Raw genomic sequence first — 12,030 nt, forward strand, 5'->3', positions numbered from 1 at the left:
GTATGTCAAAAGTTCCAATACAGGAAATATATAAGATTATCATTACACTTCTTCTGGTTCCTCTAGCTATGTTCCTTGCCGTAAAATCGGCTGCTCTTCCGTCGACATGGCAACTGGAGGCAGATAGATTGACCGTCAGCAACAGTAAGAAAACGCTGGTGATCCCGCTCAGTGACATCTCACATATCCGGAACCTCAAACGTTCGGGCGGAAATCTCATCATCATCAGCAAAAACAAAGGTGCTGCTTTCCGTACATGGCGCAACAAACTCTTTCAAAAAGAAGATGATCTCCCGCTGCTGGTCGAAGCTTTCAGGGAGGCAAACATCGAATATTATGCGATGTAACGACAGACATTTCATACCACGGTAACATTTGTTACAGGCTTTTGACTGAGCAGTGCTTACCTTTGTAAGGTAACTCAAAACGACGTGTCATGTTATTAGAATACATCAGACAGCCCTGGCCCTGGTACATCTCAGGCCCTCTAATTGCAGTAGTTATGTACCTGCTGTTAAAACAAGGAAAAGATTTTGGCATGTCCAGCAATCTGCGGACCATGTGTACAATATTCGGAGCTGGTAAGACCACCTCCTTTTTCCGGTTTGACTGGAAAACACAGGCTTGGAATCTTCTGGTAGCCTGCGGCACGGTCATGGGTGGTTTCCTTGCCCACTACTTTCTCAGTGATGGCAGAGCCGCACAGATCAATCCCCAGAGTATTGCCGACCTCAGGCAGCTGGGCATCATTGATCAGCTGCAGGGTTATCTGCCCGAATCGCTTTTCATTTTCGATGGCTCCCTGTTTCAGCTGCTGATCTTAAGTATCGGCGGGCTTTTGATTGGCTTCGGAACAAGATATGCAGGTGGCTGTTCGTCCGGTCATGCTATTTCAGGCTTAAGCAATTTTCAGATCCCTTCCCTCATTGCTGTGATCGGTTTTTTCATCGGTGGTATCGTAATGGTACATTTTTTATTTCCCTTAATCTTTACATAAAATGAAAGCAATCAAGTTTATATCTATCGGCATATTGCTCGGAATCGTCCTCTACAAATCGGAGGCTGCTTCTTGGTACAGGATCTACGAAATGTTCCAGTTTCGCTCCTTCCATATGTATGGAATGATCGGATCAGCGCTAGGTACCGCCATCATCCTCGTACAGATCATCAAACGCAAACAGCTTAAAGACAGCAACGGCATGCCAATTCAGTTTCACGACAAAGACAAGAGCATCACACGCTATTTAGTAGGCGGCACCATCTTTGGACTCGGCTGGGCCTTGACTGGAGCCTGCCCCGGCCCGCTATTTACACTGATGGGCGCTGGCTATTGGACAATGGGCATCACACTGCTGTTTGCTGTTCTCGGGACATGGCTTTACGGACTGCTCCGTCATAAGCTACCGCATTAAATTAAACCCAGACAAAGATTTATACCTCGGCTTTATATAACGGAAAAATGGAATTAATCCTTGTAATCGGATTTCTATTGGCGATTTTGGTAGGCTTATCGATGGGCATGATGGGCAGCGGTGGCAGTATTCTGACTCTTCCTATCTTTGTGTATCTATTTCGCATCGAGCCACAATATGCACTGGATTATTCCCTATTCTCCATAGGCGCGCTTGCCATAATAGGCTCAATAACTCCCTTGATAAAAAAGGAGATAGATCTGCACATCACCACTGTTTTTCTTGTCCCCTCGATCCTGTCCGTCTATCTGACAAAGCGATACCTTTTACCAGCCATTCCCCAACAGGTCGATTTTGACAATACCTTCATTTCCCGAAACCATATTATTATGCTGTTATTTGCGTTTGTGATTCTGTTATCTGCGGTAGCAATGATCAGCAGAAAAAGACAGACTGCAGCCAGCACAGCCCACATGAATATCGTTCAGGTCTCCAAAGCCATCGCATCAGGACTGCTCGTTGGCCTGATCACGGGTTTGGTAGGCGCAGGTGGTGGTTTTATCATCGTACCATCTTTGGTATTGCTGTTAGGAATCCCGCTCAAGCAGGCTATTTCCACATCCTTATTGATCATCGGGCTCAATGCTTCTTTCGGACTAATGGCAAATTATCACTTCTGGGCCCATATGAACTGGCCAATATTGGTTATCTTTACCCTAATCACGTTAATAGGACTGCAGCTCGGCAACAAGTGGAAAGGCAGGCTGGACACCATACGGTTACAGGGCATGTTTGCGTATTTCCTGATCAGTATCGCCGTACTGATTCTTGTTTTTGAAAGCATCCAATTCGTCAATCAATAAAACACATATTATGTATTTTCAACACATTTTTGAATCATCCTTAGCCCATTCGAGTTATTTAATCGGCTGTCAGGCCCTCGGTGTGGCCATGGTCATTGATCCCAAAAGAGATGTGGATACCTATCTCGATATTGCTGAGAAAAATAACCTAAAGATCACGCATATTGCCGAAACTCATATTCATGCCGATTATCTTTCAGGAACGTTGGAACTGGCAGCGCTGACCGGTGCACAGTGCTATCTTTCCGACGAAGGCGGTGAAGACTGGCAGTACGAATTTCCGCATATAGGATTAAAAGATGGAGACCAGATACCCCTCGGAAACCTTGTCTTTCATGTCATCCATACCCCCGGACATACCCCTGAGAGCATTAGCTTGCTGCTGGTCGACGCACCTGCCACAAAAGAACCTGTCATGCTATTTACCGGGGATTTTGTTTTTGTTGGGGACATCGGCAGGCCAGACCTGCTGGAGAATGCTGCTGGACTGATCGGAACCAAAGAAGCTGGTGCCCGGCAGATGTTCAGGTCCTTACAGCATTTCTTGACCTTACCGGACTATATCCAGGTCTGGCCCGCACATGGCGCTGGCTCCGCTTGCGGTAAAGCGCTGGGCGCAGTACCCAGTTCTACAGTCGGCTATGAACGTATACGAAACTGGGCGCTTCAATATGGTGCAAATGAAACAGAATTTATCGCAGAACTTTTGGACGGGCAGCCCGAACCTCCCCGCTATTTTGCCATGATGAAAAAACTCAACAAGATACCACGCCAGCTGCAAATGGCTGTACCTCATTATACAAAACTCTCGGTGGAAGAGTTTAGCCAGCTTTATCAGGCAGGGACGGCGGTCATCGATACCAGACCTAAATCTGAATTCGCCAAAGGGTATCTCAGCAACAGCATCAATATCCAGAACAATAAATCCTTCACGACCTGGGCCGGTTGGGTCATCGAATATAATGAACCTTTTGCCCTTATTCTCGAACAGGATCAGCTGGATGATATAGCACGCAAGCTCATGCGCATCGGGCTCGACAATGTAGCGGGATACATCACACCCGATATGTTGGCCGGATCGAAGCTGCCGCTCGAACAACAACAGATCATCGGATTTGAACAGATGGCAGAAGCGCTTGAAAAACCTAACACCCAGATTTTGGATGTCAGAAATGCAGCCGAATTTGCAGAGGGTCATTTACCCCATGCCACCCATGTATTTGTCGGAACGATTAGCAGCCAGCTCGACAAAATCGATCAGCGTAAAGAGCTCTATCTGCACTGCCAGTCTGGTGACCGCGCCACGATCGCGGCTTCCATCCTGGCTAAACACGGCATAAAAAACATTAAAATATATAGCCCTTCAATCAATGACTGGAAGGCAAAGGGTGGTCAACTGGTCACATAGTCAGAGACAAAGTGCTTCAGCGCTTGTTCGCCGAAGCACTTTACAGGATAAGGTTTTACAACGCCAGCCGTATTACAGGCTATTTCTACGAATACGCAAAAATTCGATTACCTCATCTTTCTTTTCCTCCAGTTTCCCCTTCTTGTCAACCAATTGATGGTTGTAAACGGTCAGATACTGATAGTCATCCGTATCCGATTCATAAACTTCGGCCGTAGCATAGGAATAATGTTCCTCTTCCTCCGATAGATGATCATAAACATAGGCAAAATCATGATTGGCCAATGTATTCACAACAGCGTCTTTATCTTCAACATACTTTAATCTACCGGGCAGCACGCGCTTGTTCATCCAGACCTCATCTTTTTCCGAGAAAGGATAGATCGTAATGCCACGAAAAGTCAGGATAATAGGTGTCAGGATAATGATCGCCATTTCGATAGCCCACACTGCCCATAGCGCTGCCCCCGAAACCGTACTTTTTTTCAGCGTGAAAGTTCCCACTTCATTAAGCCCCTGCATGGCTTCCCAAATAAACGACGGATGCATAAAAAATGCTTTAAAACCTTCCAGACTAAAAGAAGACTTCACCCATGTATCCCCACCCATGGTACCCTCGGCATTGTACATCAGTGAAATGAACAATGCCCACTGCGCATAGAGTCCGATTAGCGCGACAAGTAGTGTAATGACCATAGCAACACCCTTATTCCTTAACTTCCATTGTTTGAAACAGAAATTAAGAACAAAAAATAGGCCTGCTCCAAAACCAATGGTGATGAATACATTGAAGTAAACAATCGGGATAAACCATTGCAGCGCAATGTAGATAACCGCCAGCACGATGGCGCCTGCAATACCGACAAGCAGTGAGCCAATAAGTGCACCTACAGGCACTTTGCCGGAAGGTTTATAATACAGATTTTCCATAAATTTAGTATAGATATTTTTAACTTATCAGATAAATTCCCTAACTAAAATCAAGCCAATCTACTGAATTTTCTCTCCTTTCGTCAAGATTTAATGACAATGAAGTAGGATCAAAGCGATTAATGAGCATTTCTTAAGACTATTTTGTAAGTTTGAAACATGAAAATCAAAATAATATCCTTTCTTGCAGTGCTATGTGCAATACATATGTTGGGTCAGGAAGCGAAAGCCCAAAGAAAAGGATTCTGGCAGCAGAAAGTTGACTATACCATGGATGTCAACGTGGATGAGAAGGCTTATCAGTATGAGGGAAAAATGACACTGAAATACAGCAACAACGCGGGTCAATCCCTCTCCAAGGTCTATTTCCATTTGTACTTCAATGCCTTTCAGCCAGGATCGATGATGGATTATCGTCTAAAAAATATCAGTGATCCGGACAAGCGGATGGTATCCAATATGGGGACAAAGGAAAAACCCCTCTACCAAAGCCGCATAGAAAAATTACAACCCAATCAGATCGGCTATCAAAAAGTCAAAAGCCTGACCATGAATGGCGCCCCTACCCAGTTTAAGACTGATGGCACCATTTTAGAAGTAATCCTTCCAAGGGCAATCAAAGATGGAGAAACCGTAAGCTTTGCGATGGAGTGGACGGCACAGGTTCCCGAACAGATCCGAAGATCGGGCCGCAATTCAGCAGAAGGCGTAGCTCTTTCAATGGCACAATGGTACCCCAAAATGGCTCAATTCGATGAATTCGGCTGGCATCTCGACGAGTACGTAGGCCGCGAATTTATTGCACCTTTCGGCAATTTTGATGTTACTATTCACCTTAACCAAAACTATGTTGTCGGCGCATCGGGCGTTCTTCAGAATCCCAATGAAGTAAAGGGCTACCAGCCAAAAGCCAAAATAAAAACAAGTGATGGCAAAGCCACATGGCGCTATAAAGCACAAAATATACACGATTTTGTCTGGGCTGCCGACCCCAAATTTGTCGTCGACTCAGCAGCAAGCAAAAATGGAATAAAGGTTTATACCGTTTATCTGCCTACGGACAAACAAGTCGTATCAAACTGGAAAACAGCATTGGGTCTCTCGACGGAATTTTTTGATTTTTGCAGTGCGAAATTTGGAACTTATCCTTGGCCAACCTACACGATCATTCAGGGAGGTGACGGGGGCATGGAATATGGCACTGCGACATTAATTACCGGCGGACGCAACCTCAAAAGCCTCGTGGGCGTCATATTCCATGAGTCGGCCCATTCCTGGTATCAGCAGTTGTTCGGCATCAACGAAACCGTCGACGAATGGTTTGATGAAGGATTTACCTCATACGTGGAAGAATTAGCCATGCAACACTTATTTGATAAAAGGGGAGCCATCGCGTCGAACCCCATGATCAATGCGTACCGTGCATACTATAAGCTGGCCCTTTCAGGCAAGGAAGAACCGATGAGCCTTCTGGCTGATTACTACAACACAAACTATGCATATAGCAATGAAGCGTACAACAAAGGTGCTGTGCTCGCGGAACAGCTAGGATATATTATCGGTCAGGAAAATCTGGAGAAGACCTTCCTCAGATTCTATGACATCTGGAAATTTAAACATCCTACGCCCAACGATTTTAAACGCGTTGCTGAAGAAGTTTCGGGCATAAATCTGAAATGGTATTTCAACCTCTTTATCAATACCACCCGCCAAATCGACTACGCTGTGGGCAACGTAAGCGATACTGAAATCCAATTGGTCAATAAATCCAATTTTGCGATGCCACTCGATGTGTTGGTTGAGTACCGGGACGGCAGCAAAGAATTGTTCTATATCCCCTTGCGTGAAATGCGTGGCGAGAAACCGGCTGAACAATCTGGAATCTATAAAGGCGTCAAACGGACGGTTCTCGAAGATTGGTTCTGGACAAAACCTGATTATAAATTTTCGGTCGCCAAAGCACCTGAAAACGTAACCATAGATCCTTCACTCCGGCTTGCAGATGTTGAATCGTCAGACAACAGCCTGACACGCTAGAGTATACTTCATACGGACAAACAAGACAGGGATGCCCCAACAATGGGCATCCCTGTTTTGTTCATTCCGGCAGCAGGTACTGTTAACACTAGAATGCTTTAGCTGGTTTTCAGCGGAATAACCATATTCCATGTCCGCTCAAATTGATAGGGAGCAGTGCCGTCTCCTGTTGCTGCAAATAAATGAGTCGGCTTTCCCCCATCAAACAACAGGAATGGACGCTCAAAATTCGCCTGATGTGTAACGCTGCCGTCATTCCACCGGATCACCTTGGAGTAGGCCTTGACAGCAGCTGACAGTTGCCAATCTATCCCATCTTTGGAATAGGCGTGAATACCTCCGCCTTCTTCGCCACATATTTTTCCATAACGGTCTTTCATAATCAATTCAAAGTGCCGCCCATTGTGCCATACAAAAGGATCTTCCACATCATTTTCATGGTTTTGATCTGTATGAAAAGAAAAAATGGGCTTGTCTGCCAAACGGATATAGGGACCTTGAAACGAATCGGCCTGTGCTGCGCCCAACAATAGCGGGGGATTATAATTTACAGGTGAAGATTTATACACTAAATATACTTTACCATCGGGCAACACGACGGGAGAAGGATTGGAAGTAATGGAAGCGTCCCACTCGCCCTGCCGGGGGTTCAAAATTGGTTGATCCACGCGTTTCCAAGGGCCTGAGATGGACTTCGCGTAGGCCATTCCGATCCGTTTATGCATCCAGGCTTTTTGCGCCAGCCCCGATTCCCACACGTTTTCAGAATACGCCGGATCTGGATCTTCATAGGTGTTGCCAAAATAATACAGAACATAATAATCACCGATTTTGACAATCCGCGGATTATGCGTCGTACAGCCATCGAAATACTGTTTACCGCGGGCGGGCAGTACCACCTCGACAAATTCATAAGGACCCTCGGGCCGGTCAGCTATTGCACGCACCACTTCCGAATTGGTCACCCAATTGCCAAATCCGTATTTCTTGCTCCAGCGGGAGGCAAACATATGGTACTTCCCATCTTCGCCCTTAATCACCGAAGGGTCCCAGATCCAATAGTTTTCCATCGCAAACCCGCCGCCCTTGGGGGCAGGAAGCAGTTTATCAATAAATGCTTCTTCAGCATGATCCGTTAAGGCAAAGCTGTATTTTGATAGCGCCAGCATCGTTCCAGCACCGACCATATTCTTGAGGAAGACACGTCTCGAACTCCGGTTCATTTTTTTGATCTTTGGTTTACACGAGGTTATTTTATATACAAAGATATCATAAGCGTTGGTACGCTCAAATAAACATTTGTGAAAAAAAGGCAATTTATCTAAGTTTGTCTTCATGATCTACATCCATATTCCGTTCTGTAAACAGGCATGTCATTATTGTGATTTTCATTTTAGCACTTCGTTACAGTATAAATCCGAAATGATCGATGCCTTCATTCGGGAGATTGAACTCCGGTATTCTTATCTGGAAGACCGGAAATTGGAATCGATCTATTTTGGTGGTGGTACGCCTTCTTTATTAGAAGCTGATGAAATATCACGGATAATTGACACCATAGCGCGACATTTCGAAATCAGTACGGACGCCGAGATCACCCTAGAGACCAATCCAGATGATCTGAGTGCCGCAAAGGTCAAGGCATTCAAGTCCACCCCGATCAATAGATTCAGTATTGGAATACAGTCTTTTTTCGAAGAAGACCTGCGATGGATGAACCGCGCGCACAACAGTCAGGAGGCCTCCGCTGCGGTCATGCGTGTGCAGGATGCTGGTTTTGAAAATATCACCTGCGACCTGATCTATGGTTATCCACTGCTGACAGATGAAAAATGGCGGTACAACATGCAGCAGCTGATAGACTTGGCCGTGCCCCACATTTCTTCCTATTCCATGACCGTAGAAGCTAAAACAGCGCTCGACCATTTTATCAAAAAAGGACTAAGCCCTGCTATTGATGCAGATCAGGCCGCAGATCAAATGAACCTGCTGATCGCAACCCTACAGCGTGCGGGTTACGAACAATACGAAATTTCGAATTTTGCAAAAGATGGCTGTTATGCACGCCACAATACAAATTATTGGAAGGGAAAGCACTACCTGGGAATTGGCCCCTCTGCCCATTCTTTTAATGGCAGTTCCAGAGCTTGGAATATAGCCAACAATGCTCAATACATCTCCTCCATTCAGGCTAAGCAACTTCCGCTCGAAGTAGAGCATCTTTCCACTACAGATCAGATCAATGAATGTATCATGACATCACTCAGAACTATGTGGGGACTCGACTTAGCGCAGTTGGAGCAGAATTTTGATTCCTCCATAAAGGCGAAAATCTTGGACGAAGCGGCACCTTTTTTGGAAGAGCAACAATTGGTTATCGAGGACAATAGCTTACGGCTCTCCGATTCGGGCAAGCTGATCGCAGACCGTATCATGTCCGAGCTCTTTATAATTAATGATTAATAAAAAAAGAACGCTAAATTTATAAAAATATCAATATAAAACGTTTTAACATTCAAAAAATTACGAAAATAAAAATAAAATCCTTTTTTAAATCCGTTTACCCTATGTTTGTGACATAATCTATTATAAATATTATGTTACATCGTACATCTTTTGATTTAGAGATCAAAAGTTATAAGGAACAGCAAAATGCCGCTGTAAACCTAATTCAGATCATTAGCCATCTTTGGTACAACCGTTCCATCGAACTCGTTCTTTTCCGCGAACAGCTTATCGATGAAACAGTCGATTCAATTATTAGTCTGTTGCGCAAAAACACGACGCTGACCAATAGCGGGCCGACGATATTTGATCTACTGAGGGTCGCAAACATCCTTGAAAAGGCCGACCTTCCTCCCGCCAGGATTGATATAGGCAAGCTAGCCGCAAAAGCCCAAGCCTATATGAACAGTAATGATGGATTATCTGCGTTTATACACAACGAGTTGGAAGGGATTGAGGCTTATCAGGAACTAAAACCGCGCGATGTTGTCCTGTACGGATTCGGACGTATAGGACGTCTCCTGGCACGTGAACTTATCAATAAATCGGGTGCGGGACAACAGCTTCGTTTGCGGGCGATCGTTACCCGCGATGCTAACGATCCAAAATCGCTTCAAAAAAGGGCCGCCCTATTGAAAAGTGATTCGATCCACGGAGAATTTAAAGCCGACATCTATCCGGATCCTGAAAAAAACGCATTGATTATTAACGGCACCACAGTACGGTTTATTTCTGCCAGACAACCAGAAGATATTGACTATACCCTCTATGATATACATAATGCCCTGATAATTGACAACACCGGAGTTTTTCGAGACGAAGAAGCGCTTGCACGCCATTTAAAATCCAAAGGGGCTGCAGAAGTATTACTGACCGCTCCGGGTAAGGGAGTGCCCAATATTGTCTATGGCGTCAACGAAACCTCCGTCAACCTTTCACTTTACGACTTGTATTCAGCAGCATCCTGTACAACCAATGCCATTGCTCCTGTTCTATCGGTACTGGTACAGGCAATAGGTATAGAAAAAGGACATATAGAAACGATCCATTCCTATACCAATGATCAGAATCTGGTCGATAATATGCATAAGAAATCCAGAAGAGGCCGCGCGGCAGCATTGAATATGGTCATTACGGAAACGGGCGCTGGCAATGCTGTTGCCAAGGTACTACCAGTATTAAATGGTCGCTTAACCTCTAACGCCATCCGGGTACCGGTACCCAATGGTTCTCTGGCGATATTAAATTTGGAGCTTTCTGTCCCAACATCCCTTGAGGAGATAACCAGGCTTCTACGGAACAGTTCTTTGAGCTATCGGCTTGCCGAGCAGATCAAGTTTTCGGACAACGATGAGCTCGTCTCCTCGGATATTATAGGAACCACAGCAGCAGCAATCGTCGACGGGCCTTCGACCATCGTTTCCGCAGACGGCAAAAACGTCATACTGTACGTTTGGTACGATAATGAGTACGGCTATTCACATCAGGTCATGCGTCTGGCCCGTCATATTGCCGGAGTAAGACGTTACACGTACTACTAAAATCCAATTTTCAATAGATAGAAGGCCGGCCGGAGCGGTACTGTATGGGCAGGTAGTTTTCTGAGCCGCAGTATGGGCAATGGCCGCCTTTACCTCTGACCAATGGCGTTCTTTAGATATTTCATAATAATAGGTGTCGCGCCAGCTTTTTGTTGCACATACTGCCGTGCAGATGCTGCGGCATCGTTCAGCCTGGAAGGATCTTGCAACGAAGTAAACGCTTTCTTCAACCCCTCAGCTCCCGTAAACGAAAACCCACCGCCAAGCTCGATCAGATCTTTTGCCTCCTGAAACTTTTTATAGTTGGGACCAAATAGTACCGGTATTCCGTACGTCGCAGCTTCCAATGTGTTGTGTATACCTGCTCCGAATCCCCCACCTATATAGGCAATCTGCCCATAACCATACAGGGAAGACAGCAGCCCGATATTATCGATGACCAAAACCTTCGCCCCCCGCAATGTATCTTTACTATATGTATGTATTTTTGAAAACCGCAACGCTTCCGGCCATAGTGTCATGACGCTCGAGACATGTGCTTCGTCGACCTCATGGGGTGCTAAAATCAGCTTATATCCAGTAAACTGTCCCAACAGCTCCTTCAACAGTTTTTCGTCCTCCGGCCAGGTACTTCCGGCTACCAGTGTAGGTGATGTCTCCACAAAATCGCTGATCAAAGGAACTGCTTTCCGGTGCTTTGGAAGATCAATGACACGGTCAAAACGAGTATCTCCGGCCAGCCCGGCATTACGGATACCATACTCTTTCAGCAACCGGACACTCTCTTCATTCTGTACAAAAAAATACGTCACATAACTTAAAATCTTCCTGAAAAACGCGCCATAATCCTGAAAAAATATTTGCTCCGGTCTAAAAATAGCCGCAATCAGGAATAGAGGTATCCCGCGTCGGTGCAATCCTTCAAAATAATAATACCAATATTCGTATTTCGTAAAAACGGCAAAAGTGGGATTGACAAGCTCCAAAAATAGCGTGGCATTGTCAGCGTTATCATAAGGCAGATAGAAAACATAATCCGCCAGATTGGTATTTTTCCGGATTTCGTAGCCCGAAGGAGAGTAAAATGTTACAATGATTTTATGGTCACCATAATTATTTTTTACACACTCCAGCACGGGTCTTCCCTGTTCAAATTCTCCCAGGGAAGCAAAGTGAAACCAGATATGTTTTTGCGTTGGGTCAACCGTTTGTTTCATCCGAAAATACCATTCTCTGCGACCCTCGACCATGAGGCGGGCTTTGGCATGAAAAGGAGCCAACATACGCAATAAGAGTCCATATAGAGAGATTCCAATCGAATAAAGCAAACGCAT

At 45.2% G+C, this 12,030-nt stretch carries 11 protein-coding genes; 8 read left to right on the plus strand and 3 right to left on the minus strand.

The genetic code is table 11. The features are described from left to right. Positions 1 to 2: 2 nt before the first annotated feature. The 5 genes from FGL37_RS05465 (at position 3) to FGL37_RS05485 (ending at position 3,683) form a co-directional block, all read left to right on the plus strand. Positions 3 to 347, plus strand: a complete 345-nt coding sequence (locus FGL37_RS05465) for a hypothetical protein (protein ID WP_150113827.1) — start codon at positions 3 to 5, stop codon at positions 345 to 347. A gap of 89 nt (positions 348 to 436) precedes the next feature. Continuing rightward, positions 437 to 997 carry a YeeE/YedE family protein gene (locus tag FGL37_RS05470; protein ID WP_028070734.1) on the plus strand — a complete coding sequence of 187 codons (561 nt, stop codon included), beginning with the start codon at positions 437 to 439 and terminating at the stop codon, positions 995 to 997. Between the two features lies 1 nt (position 998). Continuing rightward, entirely contained in the window at positions 999 to 1,412 is a 414-nt protein-coding gene (locus FGL37_RS05475) for a DUF6691 family protein (protein ID WP_028070735.1), read from the plus strand. Positions 1,413 to 1,459: 47 nt separating this feature from the next. After that, on the plus strand, positions 1,460 to 2,275 hold the full coding sequence (locus tag FGL37_RS05480; RefSeq protein WP_028070736.1) for a sulfite exporter TauE/SafE family protein: 816 nt from the start codon (positions 1,460 to 1,462) through the stop codon (positions 2,273 to 2,275). 10 nt (positions 2,276 to 2,285) lie between these two features. Continuing rightward, positions 2,286 to 3,683 (plus strand): MBL fold metallo-hydrolase, encoded by a 1,398-nt coding sequence (locus FGL37_RS05485; protein WP_028070737.1) that lies wholly within the window; start codon positions 2,286 to 2,288, stop codon positions 3,681 to 3,683. A 72-nt stretch (positions 3,684 to 3,755) separates the two neighbouring features. Here FGL37_RS05485 and FGL37_RS05490 read toward each other — a convergent pair whose 3' ends face one another. After that, complete coding sequence (locus tag FGL37_RS05490; protein ID WP_028070738.1) at positions 3,756 to 4,613, minus strand: hypothetical protein; 858 nt, start codon at positions 4,611 to 4,613, stop codon at positions 3,756 to 3,758. Positions 4,614 to 4,772: 159 nt separating this feature from the next. Here FGL37_RS05490 and FGL37_RS05495 point away from each other — a divergent pair, with 159 nt between their 5' ends. Next, a complete protein-coding gene (locus FGL37_RS05495; RefSeq protein WP_028070739.1) occupies positions 4,773 to 6,650 on the plus strand; it encodes a M1 family metallopeptidase in 1,878 nt (625 codons plus the stop codon). 98 nt (positions 6,651 to 6,748) lie between these two features. Here the strand turns inward: FGL37_RS05495 and FGL37_RS05500 are convergent, their stop codons facing one another. After that, positions 6,749 to 7,987, minus strand: a complete 1,239-nt coding sequence (locus FGL37_RS05500) for a glycoside hydrolase family protein (protein WP_197734450.1) — start codon at positions 7,985 to 7,987, stop codon at positions 6,749 to 6,751. Between FGL37_RS05500 and hemW the strand changes: the two genes are divergently transcribed. Next, on the plus strand, positions 7,986 to 9,113 hold the full coding sequence (gene hemW / locus FGL37_RS05505; protein ID WP_028070741.1) for a radical SAM family heme chaperone HemW: 1,128 nt from the start codon (positions 7,986 to 7,988) through the stop codon (positions 9,111 to 9,113). The genes FGL37_RS05500 and hemW overlap by 2 nt on opposite strands. Positions 9,114 to 9,247: 134 nt before the next feature. Further along, positions 9,248 to 10,696 carry a glyceraldehyde-3-phosphate dehydrogenase gene (locus FGL37_RS05510; RefSeq protein ID WP_028070742.1) on the plus strand — a complete coding sequence of 483 codons (1,449 nt, stop codon included), beginning with the start codon at positions 9,248 to 9,250 and terminating at the stop codon, positions 10,694 to 10,696. 89 nt (positions 10,697 to 10,785) lie between these two features. Here FGL37_RS05510 and FGL37_RS05515 read toward each other — a convergent pair whose 3' ends face one another. Further along, positions 10,786 to 12,030: a 3-deoxy-D-manno-octulosonic acid transferase gene (locus FGL37_RS05515; protein WP_028070743.1), complete on the minus strand. Its 1,245-nt coding sequence runs from the start codon at positions 12,028 to 12,030 to the stop codon at positions 10,786 to 10,788.

Origin of the sequence: Sphingobacterium thalpophilum (assembly GCF_901482695.1) — a bacterium.
GTDB classification, from domain to species: domain Bacteria; phylum Bacteroidota; class Bacteroidia; order Sphingobacteriales; family Sphingobacteriaceae; genus Sphingobacterium; species Sphingobacterium thalpophilum.